The sequence below is a fragment of the Arthrobacter sp. MA-N2 genome (assembly GCF_000517125.1).
Taxonomy (GTDB): Bacteria; Actinomycetota; Actinomycetes; order Actinomycetales; family Micrococcaceae; genus Arthrobacter; species Arthrobacter methylotrophus.
The window spans coordinates 264,127-284,461 of the sequence record NZ_KI912157.1; the positions used below are offsets into that span (position 1 = coordinate 264,127).

Consider the following 20,335-nt stretch of genomic DNA (forward strand, 5'->3'; position numbering starts at 1 on the left):
GGAGAGAATGCGCCCGGTCGTCGGGTTCAACCTCAGCCCACGGATCCCGTTGGAGGTGGACCTGTTCCGGCAGGTCAACCCCAGCGGCCGGATTCCCACCGACATTGTGGATCCCTACGTTGTGGAGCCCGCCATTGTGGAACCTCTCAGTGAGGACCTGTACGAGGGCTACGCCGTTCCGGGCAGGGGAGGGGATGACGGGTTCCTTGAGGCGCTCAGCCGCGCCCCGGTCGGGGAAGGCGGGCTCTGGGACGCCCACACCGCGGACCAGTACCAACCCAACGACCTCACCCACGACGAACCAGGTGGGACCGAACCTCAGAACGAACCCACAACAGACACCGAGAACATCACCAGCACACGAGGAAAAGGAACCATCATGGCCGGCGAAACCACGATTACCGTCATTGGAAACCTGACATCAGATCCAGAGCTGAGATTCACTCCGTCGGGATCCGCCGTAGCGAACTTCACCATCGCGTCAACGCCCAGGACTTTCGACCGGCAGTCCAACGAGTGGAAGGACGGCGAGACACTTTTCCTCCGGGCCGCCGTGTGGCGGGAAGCAGCGGAGAACGTGGCCGAGTCCCTGACCAAGGGCATGCGCGTCATCGTCACCGGCCGGCTGAAGTCCCGTTCCTACGAAACCAAGGAAGGCGAGAAGCGCACCGTAATAGAGCTCGAGGTGGACGAGATCGGCCCCTCGCTGAAGACGGCCACCGCCAAGGTCAACCGCACCCAGCGCGGCAACCAGGGCGGACAGGCCGGCAGCGGCTTCGGCAATCAGGGCAACGGCAACCAGGGCTCGCAGTCAGCCCCGCAGGAGGACCCTTGGGGTCTGCCCACCGCCGGCGCGACCGCGGGCGGCTGGGGCAACGGACCGGAGTCGGAACCGCCCTTCTAAGCAGCATCCTTGTCGGGGCCGGCACGAACGCCGGCCCCGACAGTTCAATCACCTGATGACGAAGGGAAAAGAATGCTCAATCCGGACTGGGTCCAGACACGTTACAAGGGTTCCCTGGACAGCCCGCACCCGTGCCCTGCCGTGCTGCGGACTGTGCAGTAGGACGCTCTGCAGATGACCAAACCGAAGAGGTTTCCGGCGTTCACGCCCTACTACACCGAGGAGCAGGCGGGGCAGGTCCGGGCCGCGTTCAAGGCGGCAGGTTTGCAGGAGGGCGATGCCAGTGTTTCGGACCTTATTGTTCGGGCGACGATGCGTGAAGTGAAACGGCTGCAGCGCAAGTACAACGGCGGAAAGCCGTGGCCTCCGGTGCAGGCCGGGGAGCTGCGGCGCGGGCAGCGGACACTGGACGAAATGATGCACCGAAACGAGGAAGCGTAACCGTGGGGCAGGGGACTGAAGACGTGAACATGACCGGGATCCGGGCGTCCTCGCCGTCCCCCCAAAATGCTGACCTACAGGAGGTCCAGTAGATTCCGGCCTTGGTAAACCGACGGCATCTGGCGGGCGTGGGAGGATGACCTGGTAGCGTACATCGATTCCGCTTATGAGAAGACGGCGGAACGCATTGCGGCGCCCACGTTCGTGAGGGCGCGGAATCCGAAAAGCACTGAACCGAGACCCTTCAGGGGTCTCAAGGCTGTCGCCCATTCGTGGGCCGGCCTTTTCGCCATGTACTGCGATTGGTGCCATTGCCGGGATCACGCTGGCCGACGGACGTCGGTAGTGTTGAGCGCCGACCTGCAGCTTGTGGCTGTCACCGCCCTGGACCAACCAGGGAAGCCCCTCTGTGCCATAGAAGCCCTCCCCGGCGTCTGGTTCCTGTGCCCGCTGGACCCCAGGCCCCGCACCCTTGAGGTGTGTCATCCCTGCTGAAAGAAACCGAGCCGGAATGGTCGGGAGACGGCCGTCTAAGTTTCGGACCATGGAGGACTGTTTCGGCCTTATCTGGCCATCCTTGCAAGGAGTCTTTGCGCAGCTCCGCAGGACTTGTGCGTTGCGTGCTGAAGCGCAATTGAAGGACCGGAATGTTCCGGTCCTTCAATTGTCTGTAGTTGCTCTATCGATTGCCTCCGCAGCGGCTGTCGGTGTTCAATCCGGCGTTGGTTGCGGGGTTACTGTTCGCTCGAGGACGTGCTGGCGTTCTGGTCGGATCCCTGTTCCGGTTCGGCGGACCGCTTTGTCGCGCGGCGACGCTTTACGGCGGACGGCTCAAGGCCAAGTTTTTTTAGTTCCTCGGAACTCCATCCATCCCGTGTGGCTTGCACGTAGGCGCGCTTGTCATCGCGTTCGGCCGCCACGAGCTGGTCACGCAAATCGTTGATCCGCTGGCGGCTCTTCACCAGGGCGGTGACGGAATCGATGCGGGAGTCCAGCAGCGCCCGGGCCTGGTTTCGTGTCTGTTCAATGTCGAGGGTAGCCATGGAACCAGCCTAACGATTGCCCTGAGCCCGACTGGCGCGTGACGCGCCCTTCAGGCGAGACGTTTCCGGCGACGCCGGAGGATCTCCTGCCAGGAGGCCGGCGTTCCTGGGATCGCTGAACCAGTCCCGCAGATAGTCCTCGGAGTAGCTGACGGTTCGTCGTGTGAACTGGAAGTATTCGGGGCCGATACCTTGGCGCCGCCACTGCCGCAGCTGCACGGGAGAGATTCCGTATTGCCTGGCCACTGTGGTTGGTGAGATGAGAGCCACAACTGTACCTTTCGCTTGCCCTATGCCGCGTTCCTTTCGGCACGCTTGCCGAAACTTGGCCGGTGAGGGAATTGGCCAGTTGGAGCGGCCGGACCGTGGAATACCGGAGCGGAGCGAGGATATGCCGCGAAAGCCGGCCGTGGAGACTTGCCAAGGAAAGACCGGGCAGTAGCCTCAACCAGCCGAAACGGAACGACGCAGTCGTTGTGAACAAGTCAGACGCGCAGCGTCGTCCAGGGCAGTACCGAGCAACCACCCCAAGCGCCGAGAGCACGCGCAGGTGGCTCGCCGGAGCAAGCTATGTGGTTATGTGCCATAACCCGCGTGTCGATCCACTGCCTGCGCGCGTCGATCGGCGACACTGAGGGTGTCGGCCCGGAAATTCCGGGGCGCTGCGCTGGGCATGTGGGGGAGGGGCACGGGATGAGCGAAGAGCAGAGGTCTCCCCGCCGGTTCGCCCGCCGCCGCCGTGCGAACATTGACGGTGCCACGCGGTACGTGCGGGTGTCGATGTCGGAGTTCGAACGGGCGCAGCTGAAGGTCCTGGAAGAACGTACCGGGCGCAGCCCGTCGGAGATTCTGGTCAGCGCGGCCCTGTACGCGGAGAACTCCGAGTCGCTCGCTGAACGGCGTGCGATGGCTGTGGAATTCATCGCGGCCCGCCGCTACCTTGCCGCCCTGTCGAACAACGTCAACCAGCTCGCCCGGCACGCGAACGCCACGGACGAATTTCCCGAAGCAGCGCGCACGGTGCTGACCCGCGTGCGGGCGGTCGCTGACCGGATCAATACGATGCTGGATTCGATGGTCCGCTGATGATTCCCAACATCACCAAAGGCACCCGCATGCACGGGCTCATCGCCTATCTTGCCGGCCCCGGTCGAACGAACGAACACACCGACCCGCACCTTGTCGCCGGCTCACCGTCGATCATGGCCTGGCACAACGACGACGAACTGAACGCCGACGCCGCCCAAGCCATCGCCAAGGAACTGGACCGGGCCAGAAGCGTCTTGGGTGTCGAGATTCCCGGCGGCCATGTCTGGCACTGCTCACTGTCACTGCGCGCCGAAGAAGGCGACCTGACCGACCAGAAATGGGCGGCCATCGCCCAGGACTTCATGGACGAGATGGGGTTCACCGAAGCCAGCGGACGGGCGCCGGTGCAGTGGGTGGCGATCCGTCACGGTCACAGCAAAGCCGGGAACGACCACATTCACATCGCTGCCTCCATGGTTCGCGAGGACGGCACGAAGTGGAGCAGCTGGCGTGATTTCCCCCGTGCCCAACAGGCCGCGCGCGAGCTTGAGAAGAAGTACGGTTTGGAAGAACTTTCACCCACTCATTCCACTCGTGGCCTCCGGCCGGGAGAACGTGAGGCATCCGAACGGCGGGGAGCCCCGGAACCGGAACGCCGGTCTCTGGAACGCAAAGTCCGTGCCTGCGCGACTTCCGCCCAGGATGAGGCCGAATTCATTCGACGCCTTCGCCGCACCGGTGCCCTGGTCAGGCCACGGTACGCGTCCGGACGTGACGACGTCGTGGTCGGCTACAGCGTGGCAGAACGTCCCCCCAAAAGTGGCCGGCCGGTCTGGTTCGGAGGCGGGCACCTCGCCAAAGACCTTGCCCTGCCCAAGCTCCGTGCCGAGTGGCCTGACAGCCCCCAAGGTGCTGCCGCTGCGGTTGCAGAATGGCAGGCAGCTGCACGTGGACGCCGCCCGGTCACGATCGGCCGCGAAGCCCACGAACCGGACCCGCAAATGTGGGAGCAGTACAGCGACGAAGTTGCCCGGCTCCGCGACACGCTGCGCTCCGTCCCGCTGGACGATCATGCGACTTGGGCGCACGTTGCACGCGAGACATCCGGCGCCTTCGCCGCCTGGTCCACGGCGACCGAGGCAACGCCAGGACCACTCGCAGCAGCAGCCGACGAGCTGTCCAAGACAGCACAACTGCGGCGCTACCCAGTCCGCCCCATCCGCGGCGCAGGACCATCTGCCCGCGGGGCCTCCCTCCTGCTTATGGCAGCTTCGATGGGCGGCACCGGAACCGCCGCACAGGCAATCATGCTGCGCCAGCTGCTCAACGTCGCAAAGGCCGTCCACGACATGCACAAGGCCTCAAATGACCTGCGCCGAGCACGCCAAATCAGCCACATGGTGAAGCACCACCTGAGCCAGGTCGCGGCCGCACTACCCAGCGTCCCGGCGACCATGCCCACAGCGGATAGCGAAGCGGCCGTCGCGGTACGCGCGAGTACAGCCGGGCAGGTTGCCGGTCGGTCCGCGGGCTCCGTGCTGCCGCCCAAATACGTGCAGGCACGCACCCACGCGAGCACCCGAAGCGGGAGCGCCCGCCCAGACATTGAGAGATAGCACCAAGGAGGGGAACCATGAGTGAATCTGACGGCATTGATGAGGCTCTTGAGGGAATGTCGCGCGTTGCGCTTACTGTCGCCGGCCGGCTCGGTGAGCAGCTTGCCAGGGCACGCGAGCAAGAGCTGCGCCGCGCCCAAGCGGCCGAGGAACAACAAGCCCGCGAACTGCAGGCCCGGTTCGATGCGGAGCGGGCGGCTGCCCGTGCACAGCTCGCCCCAGTCATGGACAACCGGTGGTGGGACACAGCCACCGGCCGCGACGTCGAAAGGGCACAGGAGGCGGCCACCGCATGGAAGGACCACGACCCGGCCGCGCGCGACGCGGCAGAAGTGATCCGCGACCAGGTACAGCGACGGTACGGCTTGGACGTGGACAACCTCGGCGCGAATGAAGCAACGGTGGCGGAGGCCCTGGCTAAAGCAGAGCGGGACCGCGAACAGGCAGAACAGGAACGCCGTGCCGGCCGCGATGAAAACGCCCTGGCTGTGCAACTGCTGGCCGAGGCCGACCGGGAAGACAGGAAACGCGCGGAGGCCGTTGATCGGCCCTCAAAGGAGGACTTGGACGAAGCGCTGGCCTGGCTCCGGGAGAGCAAACCCATCGAAGCACACAACTGGGAACAGCGGCACAAATTTGCGGACAGCGTGGTCGAGGAGGACGACATGGAAAGGCGGCTGATCACAAACTGGACAGCCGCCCGTGCCGATCACCGCCCCGAGCATTTGCGTGACAAAGCAGGAGCCACATACGACTCAGCCGAGCGCCGACAGGAACTGGCGGCCAGCCTCGAAGGGGTTGCTGATCGCGAGGCTGTGCAGGCACGGCTCAGCGCAGACCAGGACCAGGGCACACCGCCCAGCGCAGCCGTAGACAAGGGATCAAGGCCTGCAAAGGCCCGCAAGACGCGCGGAGCCAACGGCCCGACAAAGCTCCTTCAAAAGGGCATGAGCCGGTAAGCCCTGCATGCTGTCCAGCCCAGGAAATCTCAACGGAAGGCCGCGGCCCGCAAACTGGTCCCGTCTGGGTGCTGCTCACATTAGGATGTCCAGGTGACCGCTGAACACGGCAAGCGCCGCTTTCTGACCATCGAGCAGGTCGCCGAAGAATTGAATTCCAAAAGCAGCCTCATCCGGAACCTCATTCATACCGGGGAGCTTCGCGCTTTTCAGGTTGGAGCCCGGGGGCTCTGGCGCGTTGGGCGCCAGGATCTCGAGGACTATATAGCAGATGCTTACCGGCGCACCGCTGACCGGATCGCCGCGGGCGAACTGGCGGACGACGTGCCGGAAGGGGAATAGGGGCGCTGCAGGGGCGGAATCCCCTGTGCTCCGGGGCGGTCGGGCGTCGCTCCAAGGTCTTACGCTGGCGTGCGCTCATCCGCGGATACACTCTCCCAGCGTTTCTGGGCCACCCTGGCCGGCTGATCCCGAAGGCCCTGCCGATCTTTTCCCAGGAGACGCCCCCGCCCTTGCCGGTGGGCCACGGCTTCATCGAGCTGGGCCTCCAGCTCCTTGAGGCTCCCGCCCAGGGATGCGGGTGCGGTGCAGCGACACGTCCTGGGCGACATGCCACACACCGGAGCAGAGCGCCCCGTAAATGCTGCCACTGCATTCTGAGTCACAGTGACCCCCAAACGTTCTGCCCTTCAAAGCAGCCCGAGGAGCGGTCATCTCCGGGGGCACAGTCAGACCCGAATGGGCTTCCTTGCACTCTGGGAGTAGTAGTAGGAAGCAAACTACTACTCCTACTCTTTTCGTGGATGCGTATCGCACCCAAGGCTCCTGGACGGCGCCGCAAATCCGCAACCGCTCTGCGCCTGGGGCCACCCACGCGGGGGTCCCCCGCTACCCAGCCCTCTGGCGTGGGCCTATCCACCACATGGACGGGGGCGGTCGGCCCGGGAGGGCTTGGTATTGCCGAATGGGAGTAGTAGGAGTAGTTTTGGTACTACTCCTACTACTTTTGAGGGACTTTGTATGAGCTCGAGTGCTAAAGACCGGGTTTTTGCCGCTGCGGAGCAGATCAGCGCCGAGCGGCGCCCGACCGTGTCCACTGTTCGATCTGCTGCAGGCGTTAGTAACGCTGACGCCACCCGCTATCTGAAGGAATGGGCCGAGGAGAAGCAGTCCGCCGGAGGTCAGGTCGCGGCAACCCCGCCGGCCATCCTCGAGCAGGCGGCGCGTCTGGCCGGGGCTGTCTGGGCGGAAGCGTCCACCCTTGCGAACGAGCGCCACGCCGCCACCGGTGAGCTCTGGGCCCGGGAGAAAAAGGAGCTGAATGAAGAGGTCGCCGAGCTTGTTGCCGACCTCGACAAAGTGACAGCCGACAAGGAGTCCGCTGTCTCCGAGCTGGTGGCCAAAATAGAGGAGCTGGAACGCCAGCTAACCACCAATGCCGAGCAGTTAGAGCAGGCCCGCTCAGCCGGCCAGGAAGCAACGGCCGAAGCTGCGGCAGCAGCAACCCGGGCGGCCGCCGCGCAGGCCCGCGCGGACGCGCTCCAGGAAGCCCATGACGCGCTGCTGCAGCGCATTACCCCCGAGCAGCCTCAAAGTGGCGAAGTGCCTAATGCCTGATCTAGCCGGGGCCCCCTCTGCCAACGGCCGGGTCCTGCAGCCGTCAGCAGTGGGCGGCCTACCGGGGGGGGGGGGGGGGGGGGGGGGGGGGGGGCGGCGCTCGGAAGATTTCCTTGATTTCATGGGCGAGCTCCGAGGACCGATAGACCGTACAGTTCGGCTACACGGTGGAATTCAGGGTCCGGTCCGACATTTTCGGAGGTCAGCTGCAGCAGGCCGTTGCGGCTGGGGGAGAGGCCTTCGTCAGCCCGTCGGTCCCAGTACGCCCAGCACCTTCCAGTCAGTGTTTTTGATGGGTAGCTGATACCCAGTGGTTCTGAGCCATCGTCTAACACCGTTCCGCGGATGACGTGGGCGAGCAGGGTTGTCAGATCACGGTCGTCACCGGTGAGGGAGCCGGCCGTGAGGAGCTGCAGGCGTTCGGTCAGCCCCGCCGTGGCTGGTGTGAGGGCTTCAAGGGCGCGGAGGGTGGCGGCGTCGTCTATCTGAACCCACCACCCTTGGCCAGGGAGCCGAATTTCGTAAATCGAACGGTCCATTTGCCAGTCCACGGATATGGCCCATGGGACGTCAATCCCGTTCTCCTCGGCCTGGGCCCGGACACTGGTGATGTAGTCCTCGACAGTCCATCCGATCGATTCCGCGGCCTTGGCCACGGACGCGCGCTGCTGCCGGAAGCCGAGCAATACCTCGGCGTAGGCGCACTGGCGGGAGTCGGCCAGGTAGATCGTTGAGCCCATGCTGTCGTACCGTCCCCGGGAATCGCTGGTCGCGTCCGTTCCGATGGGCATCGGGCCAACGATGGAATTTTTCCTGACCGACAACGCGCCGTAGCGGTCCTTCGCCACCCTGAACGAAATATGGCCGGCGGCCTGGACAAGGGTGAGCCCCGTCGAGGCGCACTGGCGCCCCTTGGCGGTTGGGATCATGCGGCGTAGGTGTCATTCACGAATGCTTCGGCGGCTCCCAAAACCTCACGGGAACGCAGCTGCTGGATGTAAAGGACAGGAAGTTCCTCGTCCAGGCGCGGGTTTGCGCCCATCAGCCAGGCCAACGCGACATGCTTTCCTTCAGCGAGCTCAAGGGTCTTCCAGACGCGATGACCCAGGCGCAGGCGGGATTCGACTTCGGGGCGGGGCTCCGGGCCGTCAGGCTTGGCCCAGCGGAACGGAGACGTGCGGTCCTTCACTCCGGCCATGGTCTGGACGACCGTCGTACCCAGATTCTCATTGAGTTCGCGCACAAGGTCGTGAATGTTCATCCGGGTGGTCCCCAGATGAATGTCATGCCGGGTGGTTGCTTCCATTTCTCAATCATCGCAGGCTTGCAAGAGTAAAGCAACGAAAATGCAACGCTAAACAGCCGGAACTTTGGGCTGGTCAAAACTGGAGAGGAGACCGGTCGCTACTCATCAGCGCCCGGTGTTAGCCCGTCCTGATTGGGCAGCAGGAGTGGTAGGTGTATTCTGAAAATAGCGGCTTACTTGAAGATTAAAGCAAACAACTGGATAAGCGGGTTATCGGTTTGGGGCGTATTCCCTGGCTTGGGGAACTGTGCTTCTGTCCGGAGCTTCTGTCGCGGAGCCTCCCGCGGTCAGGGCGTCTTGCCGGCTCGCTCCTGGGCGAAGTGGGGGTTCTTGCCAACGACGTAGCTTGCCATGGGTGCGCTGGCGGCTCCGGCGTGGCGGGACAGAGTCTGCTTGCTGTATCCGAGCATGCGGGCGAGTGAGGTGGCGTCGATTTCTTTGACCAGGCATTGCAGGGTGGCGTTGCGGATGCCCTGGATGTTGATGCCCATCCTGCGAAGTTTTAGGAGGTGGGTGTTGGGGGATCGGGGAGATCCTGCGCGGACGCCCGGGAAGAGCCAGCGGCTGTCGCGGTTGACTGTCTGCTGGCCGCCGCGGTTTTGGATGTGGGCCCAGAACATGGGTGCCAGCAGCTCGGGGATGGGCGCTGGGTACCGGCCGAGGTTGAGGAACATGCCCTTGCCGGTCACTTCGACGTCGTCGATGGTGAGCATGGCGATTCTGCCGATGGGGATGCCATAGAGCAGGAAGATCAGGCCTGCGATGCGGATCGAGACGGCGACGTTGTCGGCCTCGATGAGCTTGCGGACGAGGTCCAGGCGTTCCTGTTGGCTGAGGACAGGTGTCGTTTTGGCCAGCCGCGCAGCGACCTGGATGTCCTTCCCTGGCGTTTCCCGCTTGAGGTATTGGATGAAGTTCCTGATATGTCGACGGGTCGAGGTGCCCTCGGAGAGGTATTCGTCGAGATGGATCTGGCGGATGGAAGATGCTGTCCTGCCGTGCTCGTCGTGGAGCCAGCGGAGGAATTTTCCTGCTTCGGTGATCTCCTGTTTCGCCGAGCGCACGGCGTAGTTCATGTTCTTCGTCGCGGACGATTCTGTCCGAAGCCTTTTGAGGTGGTGCCAGCGGGCGAAACGCTCGATGGGTGCGTGGATTTCCGGTGTAGTGGAGAGTTGGTTGAGGCGTTCGTCGAGCCATTGTTCGAACATGGCCAGCTGGCGGTCTTCCTGGGCGGGCAGGATGCGGTTGTGGGTGAGGATTGCCCGGAGGTGCTCGACTGCCGGCGTCTTCGGAAGCTCGTTGAAAGCCTGGTGGGAGAGTTCGATCTCTCGGTCACCGATTCGTTTGAGCAGCGATGCGGATCGGCCACCGTTGCTGCGCAGCCAGGTGTAGATGCTCTCGGGTCGGGTGGATTCGGTCAATATCTTAATCAGGCGTTTTAGCCGCAGGTCGGGCGGGTCATTTGGCCTGAGGAGCTCTGTCAGATCGGTGGTGAGTACGCAGGTGATGCAGTGACCGCCGCGGAAGCGCTCGGCCTCGCGGCCGCAGTTGTCACAGGTGAGGTTTGTCGTGATGCCGGCGCACTCGCGGCAGGTGTCCTCGCCTGTATCGGTCCGGCCTGGGAGCATTCTGTCGGCGCCGCAGAGCGGGCATCGGCCGTATCGGTGGGTTGCGTTCGTGAAGCAGATGCCGCAGATGCGTCCGTCTGGCCAGCGGACCCGGATTTTTCCGGTGGTTTTCCCGCAGCGGTCGCAGCCCTCGCTCGTCCTGTTTGAGCGGGGACGGCCGCGCGGCTTGAACTCACTGCTCATGGGGGCGGGTAATGCGCGCCCGGACCGGCCGGTAGGCGGCCAGCAGGGGGACATCCGTGCCGTCGCCGACCGCGGTGCGACGGCGCTGCGTGCGGGCGTCCGTTGCGGTGTAGGTGAGGATTTCGTTGGCTTCGACCTTGAAAATGTCGCAGAGCGCTGCCAGGACCTGGAACGAGATCCGGTCCGGGTTCTGGCCGACGAGCCGGTAGATCTGCGACTCGGAGAGCGTGATGCCGCGCTCCCGAAGCGGAGCAACAAGATCACGGCTGTTACGCATTCCGGCGCGTGCCATCAGCTCCTTGACGCGAAACTGGTAGTCGATCTGACGGTTCATCGTGGTGTCTTTCCGGGAGGCGTTTTGGGTTTGGTCAGCACCCTGCTGTTGCTGGCCAGCAGGGTGTTGTTGAGAACGCGTTCGAGTTCGCGCGCGGCATAGTCGGGGGAGGGCAGGGTGTAGATCGTGGTGGTCGATGTGTGTTCGTGGCCAACCTGCATTGAGATGAACTTGGTGTCATAGCCGTGCTCGGTCTGCATGTGCGTGACGTAGGACCGGCGCAGGGAGTGAAGATCGAGCCCCGGCGGGAAGCCGAGTTCGTCAAGGAACCCGCGCATCCGAGCCCGGAGGTTCTTTTCCGGAACCAGGCCTCCACGGTCAGTCGGGAAGAGGTCGCCGACAGGCTGCCCATACCGGGGAAGGCCGCGTCTGACCCAGTCATCAACCGCCTCGGCCGCCCAGTCCACAAGGGTCAGGACGGACCGTTGCTTCTTGGGGGAGCCCTTCTGCGGCTTCCCGAAGCGGACGCGCAGAATGCCGTAGTCACCAAAGTACGGGGCCTTAACATTGCGGGAAAAATCCACGAGGCTGAGGTGACGAACCTCGTCGCGCCGAAGGCCCCAGCCGTAGGCGGTCTTGAAGGCGACAGCGTCACGCCACGCGGCAAGAGCGCCCTTGCGCCCCGAGTTAATAATCCGTTCGACTTCCAGGTCGGCCAGGTCGAAGAATGCCTGCAGCTCCTCGGGAGTGAAGGCACGCTTTTCCGGACCCATATCGGCATCCTGGACGTGTCGGGCCTTGTTGAACTCGGTGATCACCTGGGAAAAGGTTGTCCCGAAGAGCCGCCCGCAGTTCTCGTTCCACGGGTATTCAGGGTTGGTTGCATACTCGCAAAACAGCTTGATGTCCGTCTGGTAGGCCCGGACGGTGGAAAGGGCAAGGTTCTCAACACCGCGAAGATGAGCGAACAGCTCGTCCGCGTCGACCGGGCCCCATTCCCAGGGATACTTGCCCGAGAAGTCCGCCAGGCGCATCACAGAGGCGACCCGGCGCTTGGTCGTCTGCAGGGTGAAGTTCTGCGCCAAGTGGGATCTCTTCCACCCGGTGAGCACTTCGCTCAGGAACCCGTCACGGTCCGGCTCCCGATTCGGCAGAGGCAAGAACGCGAGACCGCCGAACTTATCACCCAAGAAGCCTCCTATGTCGACTGCAAGTTTTGCAGTCGAGATGCAAAAAATGCAAACCCAAGGCCCAAAACGCCTGGTAAGTCGCCGATTATGCAGCCGTTCAGCGCAGGGCGCACCGGTTCGCCCGAGCAGATCCCTGCCACGGCGAAGCGAGTAAACGGGCTGGTCAGAGCGGATTCCTACGCCTGCGCGGCCGTTATCAAGAGTGGACATATTCGCAGAAAATGCGGACAACCTTTTTACAACTTTACATAAGGTCCATTATCGGCGTTCAAAGCACGGGAGTAGAAGCGGATGGGACAACTCCCGTCTGCTGAAGAACCGTACCTCAGCGAGACACGGGCACCCGTCAGCGGCGCTGATGTCTGCGGACGACCTGGAATCCCCGCAGGAAACCATCCACTTGCTGTCCCGTTCAGGCATCCGCGAAGACCTGAACCAGGAGCGGGGCGACATTGCGGACGGGAATACGACCAGGGGTGATGCCCTCTGCCGTGAGTTTGGGCTGCCGCCGAACGTTGTGTGAGCGGGGTGAAGTCGATCTCTATCGCGCTGTTAGGCCAGCGATCCGCCGGCGGCCAGATAGCTCTGCTCAATGGCGAACTTGACGACGGCAAGTTCGCCCTCGTCGCGGGGGCCATAGACCATAATTACTATGGGTGGCAGATATCCCTTGCCGACCAGGCTGTGGTGTTCGGCCCAGCCTGCGGCGATCAGCTTCTGAGCAACGTCAGTCGGCACGTTGAGGTGCAGACTACCGTCCGAAGGCGGATGGATATGTCCCCACTCGCCCCCGAACAGGTCTGGGATGCTGGGCTCGGCCACGGGCGAATCGAGGTAGAACGCGACGGAGCCTGGGACCGAGACATGGCTCGGCCCGCGTCGTACGCCCGGCAGGGAAAGAGCATGATCACGGGCCCGGTCCTGCATCGCCGGTGGAGCGACCTGTTCGAGCTGAGTGTGAGGGTTCGACGGCGTAGTCGAAGGTTTGGCGCCGGGGCGCAGTGGCAGATCGTTGAGAGACAGGGCCATTAGCGATTCTCGCTTTCATGATCGGTCGAAGTTGGCGGCAGAAGATTGCCGTCCTCGTCGGTCGGCGCCCCTGCCCACACGCGAAGGGCATCGAGGGCTGGTTCGAGCCCTCGACCTCGGTCAGTGAGTTCGTAGGTGACTGCGATCGCAGGTCCGGGGTCGACCTCGCCAACGACCAGGCCCGCCTCTTGGAGCTCACTCAATCGGTCGCTGAGCATTCGGTTGGATAACTGCGGCAAGGCGTGGCGCAGTTCGCTGAATCGCGCAGGCCGTTGTAAGAGCAGGTCGACGATGAGCCCATTCCACCGCTTGCCGAAGAGTCGGAATATGTTCTCGGTGTATTGACACGCGTGTAAGGGAAGTGGGCCGCTCCTTTAGAAAATCGCCGATACGTTCCACTGGATGTTGCTCATCATGTTCCATGGGCGAGTCATCTATCAGTGCAGACTGGACCCTAATCAACAGGTAAAGTACCGGACTTGAACGTTTCGCGTGTGAGTATTGTCGCGATCAGCGACACCAGCGCGAGTGCAGCGATGTAGACAGCCACGGGCCAGAAGTGCCCGACCGCAGCCAGTAGAGCGGTTGCGATCAGCGGAGTGAATCCACCGGCAAGCATGGCGGTCAGTTGCACGCCGAGGTTGACTCCGCTGAGCCGCACCCTGGTGGGGAAGAGCTCCGCGAAGAATGCACCAACCGGCGCACTCAGCGCGGCATGCCCCAGACTCATCGCGAGAATGAGTGCAACGTAGATAAGAGGCAGTGATTTGGTGTTGAGCAGCATAAAAAACGGAGCCGCAAACAACGTCAGGAAGGATGCGCCAAAAATCATTACCGGTCGGCGGCCAATCTTGTCGGAAAGGGCGCCCCACAGTGGGATTGCTATCATCTGAAATACCGCTGCGATCAGCACCGCATTAAGGATATTTGCGGCGGGTAGCCCGAGGGTCTGCGAGCCGTACGCAACCGAGAACGTCGCGATGAGGAAGAAGGCAGCCGTCTCACCTGACTTCATTCCAATGACCAGCAGAATCTGTTTCCAGTAGCGGCGGATTGCCTCTATAAGCGGTGCTTTGACGGTGCCGTTTTCGCTTTTGACGGTCTGGAAAACGCTGGGTTCGGGCACGCTTAGCCGCACCGCTAGTCCGGCGCCGACGATGAGCGCGCTCAGCCAGAATGGAACGCGCCAGCCCCAAGCCAGGAATACGTCTGGTTCGAGGCGGGCAAAGGCGCCGAAGATGAGGGTCGCGAGTACGAGTCCGCCGGCCATGCCCACTGCAGGCCACGACCCAAGGAAGCCCCGACGTCGTGAGTGTGGGCCATCAGCCTCAGCGGCGAGCACGAACGCGCCTCCCTGCTCCCCACCCATTGCGACACCCTGTATAAGCCGCAAAGTAACCAGGAGAATTGGAGCCCACACACCGATGGTCTCGTAAGTTGGGAGCATACCGATCAGCGTCGAACTGACGCCCATCGCGATCATGGTGATGACTAGGACACGCTTGCGGCCAATGATGTCACCAAAATGCCCGAAAATCATTCCACCTATCGGTCGAGCGACAAAGCCCACCCCGAAAGTGGCAAATGCCGCCAACGTTCCGGCCGTGGCATCAATCTTGGGGAAGAAGAGGGGGGCAAATACGAGCGCCGCTGCCGACCCGTACAAGACGAAGTCGTACATTTCCAGCGCAGTCCCGACTGTCGCTGCAGCTATCGTGCGCCTAGTCGGGGCCGTGTTCGTGGTAGCCGCCCCCTGCTCCCCGCTGGCGGCAGCACTCTCTCTTACAGACATGCAAAATTCCTCTCTTCGGGTGACTACTTTGTCACGACGGCGATTTACTGAAGCTCCAGGCTTGGCGACATGAGGGCATAACCGCATCCGAGGAATTTCTAGCGAGTCGCGGACCGTTCAGCGCCGTAAGGTAAAGCCTGGGCAGCTCGCCTCAGCGTCGGCCTGCTTCCACTGCTCCCTCGCGGTTCCAACTGCAGTTGATGAGCGACCCGAGCATCGCTCGAGCCTCTGTCTTGACCTCATCCTTGCAGGCAGGCAATGATGTCAATGGCCAGTTGTTTCTGCCCATGGACGGCCACAAGAAGTGCCCGCTGGTGGCCAGTAAAACTGCCCGGTTATGGCCAATAGATCTGCCCACTGATTGGTTTCGGCGGGATTGGCCATCGTTGGGTTGGTCAGTTCAAGCGGGTGACTCCTTTTCCGGCGAGGGCTTGGGTGAGGCGGACGGAATCGCCGCTGGTCTGGCAGACGTGGGCGTGGTGCAGCAGTCGGTCAACGGTGGCGGTGGCGAGGGTTTTGGGCATGAGCTCGTCGAATCCGGCGGGGTGGAGGTTTGAGCTGATCGCGACGGAGCGTTTTTCGTAGGCTGCGTCCACGACCCGGTAGAGGCCTTCGGCGGCGTCGGTGGCCACGGGCAGCAGGCCAATGTCGTCAATCACCACGAGCTCGGCTCGGAGAATCCGGGCGACGGCCCGGGTGACACTGTCATCGGTTCGGTGGGCCCGGATGAGGACGCCGAGGTCCTCGAGCCTGAACCAGGCGACCCGCATGCCGGCTTCGACGGCCTGCTGGCCGAGGGCTTCGAGGAAGAACGTCTTCCCCGTCCCCGAGGGCCCGCAGACGACGAGGTTTTCCCTACGGGTGACCCATTCCAGAGTCCGCAGCGCCTGCTGGGTCGGGGCCGGGATGGAGGACGCTGCAGGGTCCCACGCCTCGAATGTCTTCCCGGTCGGGAACCCGGCTGCTTTGCGGCGGGAAGCGAGCATGGACCGGGCCCGGCCGGCGGCTTCCTCCGTGAAGAGGGCCTTGATGACCTCGGCCGGTTCCCACCGCTGGGCGCGGGCGGTGGCGATCAGTTCCGGGGCCAGCGCCCGGGCGTGGGGCATTTTCAGGGACCGCATCAGGGCCTCCAGGTCCGCCGGCAGCGGCGGAGCGGCGGTGTTGGTCGTGGTGACGGGGCTCATCGGGCCTCCTCCGACGTGATGTTGGCTGTGGTGGTCTTGTTGGTTGTGGTGTTCATGGCGGGGTTGCCGATCGCGGCCCACGCCCCTGTTCCTTGGGTGAGGGAGGTGGCTTCGTTGGCGGTGTGGGTGGTAGTGCGGCGGATGTTGGCGTTCAGGATCGAGGCGAGGTCCGGGTGCGCGAACCGGCCGTGGAGTGCGGCGTCGCCCAGGGCCCGGTCGACCTGGTCGGTGCCGGCGATTTTGGCCAGCGTGACGGCTTCTGCCATTTTCACGTTCATCCTTGCGGTCCCGGCCGCGGCGGCCTCGACGAGCCAGGTTCTGGCGCCTTCGCCGATGGCCAGGAACGCTGCCTCGTCGGCGCTGCGGGCCCTCACCTCGTAGTCGCCGGGGAGCTTCGCCCGGGTTCCGGGGAAGTGTTCGTCGTTGATGGCGGGGCTGCCGGGCCGGGCCCGGTCGTGGCGGGCGACTTCGACGGGCCCGGTCGTGCCGTGGTGGACGATGATGACCTGCTCGCCGGGCCCGGTGCCGTGGGTGCGGACGAACACCCGGGCTCCGAGCAGGTGGGCCGGGACGGAGTATTGGGCGTTTTCGAAGGTGACCATCGGGGTGTTCTCCGGAACGCTGCGGGCCAGGCCGAATGCGACCGTGTGGGCGGTGTCCGGGATCCGGTGCAGGCGCGGGGCTTCCTCGGCGAGCATGGCTGCAGGTTTCCGCCGCGTCGTCCGGTGCTCCCGGTGATTGACCTCGTCCATGAACGCCTGGCAGGCGGCCTCGAGCTCGACGAAGGTGCGGTATTCGTCGCGGAGGTTGGTGTCTTTGGGCACGAGGTCGGCCTTGGCGAGTTTCACGGACGCTTCGACTCCGCCTTTGGTGGCCGGGTCCGCCGGTTGGCAGGTCAGCACGGTCACCCCGTAGTGCCGGGCGAAGTCCAGGGTCTGCTGGTTGCGCACCGGGACCCCGGCGACGTGGGCGGTGGTGACGGTCTTCTCGTTGTCCGTGAGGACGTAGGTCGGCGCCCCTCCGAGGAGCCGGAAGCACCGGTCCAGGGCCGCGAACACGCTCGGCGCGGTCCTGTCCCTGAGCGGGATCACGATGCGGAAGCGTGAGAACGCCAGCCAGGCCACGAAAAGGATGGTCTTCACCCCGCCGATCCGGGGCCCGTCGCCGAAGTCGTACTGCAACCACATCCCCGGTTCTGTGATCCACGGCCGGTGGATGCGGGTGTGGCCCAGCCGCCACGCTGCTTTGACCTGCGCGATCGCCCGGCGGGTGGAGCGCTCCGAACCCGTGTAGCCAAGGGCGAGGAGCTTCTCGTGGGCCTTGTCGGCCCGGATCCGGCCCTTGGAGGCTTCCACCCATTCTTCGATCTTGGGCAGGTACGGGTCGGTGACCCGGCCCCGTGCCGTCGGCTCCCCGATGGGCCTGCCGGCATCCCGGGCGGTGACGTGTTTGGCAACGGTGTGGTGCGAGCAGCCCGTGAGCTCCGCGGTGGCGCGCAACGATCCGGTCAGATCGTAGGCAGCAAGGATTTCCATGATTTCTCCGTCAGACTTCATACAGGGCCTCTTCCTGGTTCGCTTGGTGCGCTTAGACACCGTCATCAAACCCCAGGGAGAGGCTCCCGCCGCTTAAGGCGCGGTCGGTTCAGTAAGGAAGTGGGCAGATCTCATGGCCACCGTCGGGCAGTTTTACTGGCCGTCAGTGGGCACTTTCGTGGCCGCCTATGGGCAGTTTCTCATGGCCGCTAACACAATGACGCCTGCTTGGTCCCCGAGACCAGGTTTCTCGCAGATGTTGGCCTAGGGGCACGCTTCCTGGGCGGGTGCGAGCAGGCAGCCTTCGCCGGCCATGCGCGCTTTGATCAAGGGGATCTTCTGCCAGCCCCCGTTGGCGATATCGATTAGCCGCAATGTCACGCATCCGGTGAGCAAGGGCCGATCCGGGCCTTGGCCAGATCTAGGGCGCGTTCCAATTCGGTTTAGACCGTTCCATCGAAAGCCTGCCATGCGCCCGACTCATGTCGGCGGAGATGTATCCCAGCAGGGTCGTCAGTGCCTGGAGGGAGTTTGCTGTTGATCAGGCGGTGGCATCCGCAGCTTGGAGCAGCAGTGTGTTCCCGGTGAGCCGTTTTGGCGAGCGGACGTGCTCGGCCGGAAGCGCCGTTTCTTGTTGTCTTGCGGGCCTGGGGCAGGAATGCTGGTTCATCCCCTGAGAACAGCACGCGCCAGCCGAACGTGTCTGCCAGCACCGGGCTGTTTGAAATTCAAATGCGCCGTTCGGAGGTGTCTGCCTCGGCTCTCCTTTGCCGTCGCTGCAGCCTCGTCCAGGCGGGACCACCGCACCAACCCTAGGTGCCGCTAGGTCCACTGAGGGAGTGCGGTGGTTTGATCCCGATGTCCGGGTCGGGCAAGCTGACTGTTGACCTCAAGCGCAGGCGCTGGGTGCTGGCCGTCCCATGTCACGCAGCTGTTTCCGTTCCTCCATCACGGTGACGCGTCCGCCCTTCTTCACTGCCTTGCCGCGATGAGGACGGTGTCAAAGCTTCCGGCGTGACCGGCAGGACCTGGCTGACGGGATCGTTGACGAGGTGCCATGATTTAGGCAGTTGCGCGGGCGAGGCGGCGACGACAGTAGCAAGCGATGGATGGATCGACTTCTGGGCCCTGATGCTTGCATCGTGATCGGGTGGTTCCACTGGTTTCCGGAGGGGGCCGCCCTCGGGTATGACAGTCTCAGCGCTCAGTCTCTGCCGCTCTGGCGGCGGAGGACCACCTCGCCGAGCAGGCCGCTGATAATCAGCGCCGTGTGCAGTGCGTGGTGGTCGCTGCCGATGGGATGACCGAGAATTTCCTCGGCGCGTTTGAGCCGGTAGGTGATCGTATTCCGGGAAACGTGCAGGCGTTCGGCTGCACGTGCCAGGCTCCGGTCGGTGTTCAGGTACTCCTGGATGCTCCGCCGTATGTCGCGCATGTACGCGGAATCTTCCGACAGTCCGTCCAGGTGCCGGCCGACGAACCGGCGGAGCAGGTCCAGGTCGGAGCTCATGAGCGCAGCGACCTCGACGTCGGCGAAGACCACACTGTCGGGGCGTACGTGTTCCCGGTGCGTGAGGAGGCGGAGGACGGCCATTGCTTCAGCGTGGCTGCTGCGGAAACCGTCTTCTCCGGAGGTAATGGTGCCCACCGTGACGACGTGGTCGGCCTGGACCGGGGGCCGGATGATCTTCAGGTCGGCAGGATCGGGGGCGCTGCCCCAAGCCATGACGCGGCCGAGACCGGTGGGTGCCAGGAACTGGGCGGTGCATCCGAAGGATTCGAGGATGTCCCGGGCCTGCCGGGAAAGTGCGTCAATCCGGTCGTGGACGAGCGATTCTGTGGTGGCAACGACGACGGCTATGTGGTGGCGGTCCCGGATCCGGTATCCAACGGCGGCTTCGGCTTCCGCCACGCCGACCGTGCCGTCCAGGAGTCCGCGGGCTATGTCCGCGCGCTGTGCCTCCCCGGTCCGTTGCCAGTGTTCAAGTTCGAGGCGGTAGGACTTGGCCAGTTCATCGCCGAACGCGTCGAAGAACTCGAAGAGTTCACGGGATGCGGTGGCCAGCTCTTCTCCGGAGCGTTCGGCACCAATCAGGTCCCTGCATGCGGCGTAGAGTGCATCAGTCAGGTCCGCCTGCGTCATGTGCAATGCCCGCAGAATATGGTCATAGGAAATTCCGCGCCGCACCATTTCCCGTACGCTGCTGTCAGCCTCGGCTGTCATGACTTCTTCGTGTCCCGGGCTGTGCAGATGGATCAGTACCCGGACGATCAGGGACTCCACTCCCAGCCGGAGGACTTCGTAGGGTTTCTTACCCCCGCCGAATTCGGGCAGCACGTTGATGATCCGGGCAGTATTATCTTGGGCAATTGACGCCGCCCAACGGCCAGCCGTGGGACCCAGCAGCGCTTCTGCACGGCCTACCGAGGCTGGCAGCAGGATACTGGCGGCCGGCTGTCCCGGCGCAGGCTGAAGCCTTGTGATCCATTCGGTGCGGCCGGTCTGTGCCGTGGTTGTGTGGCGGCCAGGGGAATCGTGTGGCACGTTTTTCACCAGGTATCGGGTTAGGGCGCCGGTGCGGATCCGGTGCGGAGGGTCGATTCA

General features: G+C 63.8%; 22 protein-coding genes. 9 read left to right on the forward strand and 13 right to left on the reverse strand.

The window, feature by feature from the left end:
- Nucleotides 1-7: 7 nt before the first annotated feature.
- Together A3M3_RS28645 and A3M3_RS0122870 are read left to right on the forward strand one after the other, a co-directional pair.
- On the forward strand, nt 8-904 hold the full coding sequence (locus A3M3_RS28645; RefSeq protein ID WP_028268242.1) for a single-stranded DNA-binding protein: 897 nt from the start codon (nt 8-10) through the stop codon (nt 902-904).
- Between the two features lie 174 nt (nt 905-1,078).
- Complete coding sequence (locus A3M3_RS0122870) at nt 1,079-1,345, forward strand: ParB family protein (protein WP_028268243.1); 267 nt, start codon at nt 1,079-1,081, stop codon at nt 1,343-1,345.
- 734 nt (nt 1,346-2,079) lie between these two features.
- On the opposite strand, the gene A3M3_RS0122880 is transcribed toward A3M3_RS0122870, so the two are convergent.
- Both A3M3_RS0122880 and A3M3_RS27755 read right to left on the reverse strand, forming a co-directional pair.
- Entirely contained in the window at nt 2,080-2,388 is a 309-nt protein-coding gene (locus tag A3M3_RS0122880; protein ID WP_028268244.1) for a hypothetical protein, read from the reverse strand.
- A gap of 9 nt (nt 2,389-2,397) precedes the next feature.
- On the reverse strand, nt 2,398-2,658 hold the full coding sequence (locus tag A3M3_RS27755) for a hypothetical protein (RefSeq protein ID WP_035743731.1): 261 nt from the start codon (nt 2,656-2,658) through the stop codon (nt 2,398-2,400).
- A 423-nt stretch (nt 2,659-3,081) separates the two neighbouring features.
- Here A3M3_RS27755 and mobC point away from each other — a divergent pair, with 423 nt between their 5' ends.
- From mobC to A3M3_RS26675, 5 genes are all read left to right on the forward strand, one after another.
- Nucleotides 3,082-3,474: a plasmid mobilization relaxosome protein MobC gene (gene mobC, locus A3M3_RS0122890; RefSeq protein ID WP_028268245.1), complete on the forward strand. Its 393-nt coding sequence runs from the start codon at nt 3,082-3,084 to the stop codon at nt 3,472-3,474.
- A complete protein-coding gene (locus tag A3M3_RS0122895; RefSeq protein ID WP_028268246.1) occupies nt 3,474-5,033 on the forward strand; it encodes a relaxase/mobilization nuclease domain-containing protein in 1,560 nt (519 codons plus the stop codon). Before mobC ends, A3M3_RS0122895 begins: the two co-directional genes overlap by 1 nt.
- 17 nt (nt 5,034-5,050) lie before the next feature.
- Nucleotides 5,051-5,992, forward strand: coding sequence for a hypothetical protein (locus tag A3M3_RS0122900; protein ID WP_028268247.1), 942 nt, complete (start codon nt 5,051-5,053; stop codon nt 5,990-5,992).
- Between the two features lie 93 nt (nt 5,993-6,085).
- Nucleotides 6,086-6,334, forward strand: a complete 249-nt coding sequence (locus tag A3M3_RS0122905; RefSeq protein ID WP_028268248.1) for a helix-turn-helix domain-containing protein — start codon at nt 6,086-6,088, stop codon at nt 6,332-6,334.
- A gap of 678 nt (nt 6,335-7,012) precedes the next feature.
- Nucleotides 7,013-7,609 carry a DNA-binding protein gene (locus tag A3M3_RS26675; protein WP_051423515.1) on the forward strand — a complete coding sequence of 199 codons (597 nt, stop codon included), beginning with the start codon at nt 7,013-7,015 and terminating at the stop codon, nt 7,607-7,609.
- Between the two features lie 119 nt (nt 7,610-7,728).
- Here A3M3_RS26675 and A3M3_RS0122915 read toward each other — a convergent pair whose 3' ends face one another.
- The 3 genes from A3M3_RS0122915 to A3M3_RS26680 form a co-directional block, all read right to left on the reverse strand.
- Entirely contained in the window at nt 7,729-8,538 is an 810-nt protein-coding gene (locus A3M3_RS0122915) for a hypothetical protein (protein ID WP_028268249.1), read from the reverse strand.
- Nucleotides 8,535-8,915 carry a hypothetical protein gene (locus A3M3_RS0122920; RefSeq protein WP_012311538.1) on the reverse strand — a complete coding sequence of 127 codons (381 nt, stop codon included), beginning with the start codon at nt 8,913-8,915 and terminating at the stop codon, nt 8,535-8,537. Before A3M3_RS0122920 ends, A3M3_RS0122915 begins: the two co-directional genes overlap by 4 nt.
- A 287-nt stretch (nt 8,916-9,202) precedes the next feature.
- Nucleotides 9,203-10,336, reverse strand: coding sequence for a hypothetical protein (locus A3M3_RS26680; protein WP_231497233.1), 1,134 nt, complete (start codon nt 10,334-10,336; stop codon nt 9,203-9,205).
- Nucleotides 10,337-10,426: 90 nt separating this feature from the next.
- Between A3M3_RS26680 and A3M3_RS29170 the strand changes: the two genes are divergently transcribed.
- Nucleotides 10,427-10,690, forward strand: a complete 264-nt coding sequence (locus A3M3_RS29170) for a hypothetical protein (protein ID WP_231497234.1) — start codon at nt 10,427-10,429, stop codon at nt 10,688-10,690.
- Nucleotides 10,691-10,715: 25 nt separating this feature from the next.
- On the opposite strand, the gene A3M3_RS0122930 is transcribed toward A3M3_RS29170, so the two are convergent.
- Nucleotides 10,716-11,060 carry a helix-turn-helix domain-containing protein gene (locus tag A3M3_RS0122930; protein ID WP_012311535.1) on the reverse strand — a complete coding sequence of 115 codons (345 nt, stop codon included), beginning with the start codon at nt 11,058-11,060 and terminating at the stop codon, nt 10,716-10,718.
- Entirely contained in the window at nt 11,057-12,190 is a 1,134-nt protein-coding gene (locus A3M3_RS26685) for a tyrosine-type recombinase/integrase (RefSeq protein ID WP_035741616.1), read from the reverse strand. Before A3M3_RS26685 ends, A3M3_RS0122930 begins: the two co-directional genes overlap by 4 nt.
- Nucleotides 12,191-12,548: 358 nt before the next feature.
- Here A3M3_RS26685 and A3M3_RS28345 point away from each other — a divergent pair, with 358 nt between their 5' ends.
- Nucleotides 12,549-12,713: a hypothetical protein gene (locus A3M3_RS28345; protein ID WP_155854529.1), complete on the forward strand. Its 165-nt coding sequence runs from the start codon at nt 12,549-12,551 to the stop codon at nt 12,711-12,713.
- 29 nt (nt 12,714-12,742) lie between these two features.
- Here the strand turns inward: A3M3_RS28345 and A3M3_RS27760 are convergent, their stop codons facing one another.
- From A3M3_RS27760 to A3M3_RS0122980, 6 genes are all read right to left on the reverse strand, one after another.
- Nucleotides 12,743-13,219, reverse strand: coding sequence for a luciferase domain-containing protein (locus A3M3_RS27760; RefSeq protein ID WP_081737026.1), 477 nt, complete (start codon nt 13,217-13,219; stop codon nt 12,743-12,745).
- On the reverse strand, nt 13,219-13,548 hold the full coding sequence (locus tag A3M3_RS27765; protein ID WP_081737027.1) for a winged helix-turn-helix transcriptional regulator: 330 nt from the start codon (nt 13,546-13,548) through the stop codon (nt 13,219-13,221). Before A3M3_RS27765 ends, A3M3_RS27760 begins: the two co-directional genes overlap by 1 nt.
- A 125-nt stretch (nt 13,549-13,673) precedes the next feature.
- A complete protein-coding gene (locus tag A3M3_RS0122955) occupies nt 13,674-15,098 on the reverse strand; it encodes an MFS transporter (protein ID WP_331280379.1) in 1,425 nt (474 codons plus the stop codon).
- 308 nt (nt 15,099-15,406) lie between these two features.
- Nucleotides 15,407-16,195 carry an IS21-like element helper ATPase IstB gene (gene istB, locus A3M3_RS0122960; RefSeq protein WP_028268253.1) on the reverse strand — a complete coding sequence of 263 codons (789 nt, stop codon included), beginning with the start codon at nt 16,193-16,195 and terminating at the stop codon, nt 15,407-15,409.
- The gene (gene istA / locus A3M3_RS26695) at nt 16,192-17,751 is read right to left on the reverse strand and encodes an IS21 family transposase (RefSeq protein ID WP_081737028.1); all 1,560 of its coding nucleotides are present in this window, start codon (nt 17,749-17,751) and stop codon (nt 16,192-16,194) included. The genes istB and istA overlap by 4 nt, the downstream gene beginning before the upstream one ends.
- A 1,183-nt stretch (nt 17,752-18,934) precedes the next feature.
- Nucleotides 18,935-20,275 carry a PucR family transcriptional regulator gene (locus A3M3_RS0122980; protein ID WP_155854530.1) on the reverse strand — a complete coding sequence of 447 codons (1,341 nt, stop codon included), beginning with the start codon at nt 20,273-20,275 and terminating at the stop codon, nt 18,935-18,937.
- Nucleotides 20,276-20,335 lie beyond the last annotated feature (60 nt).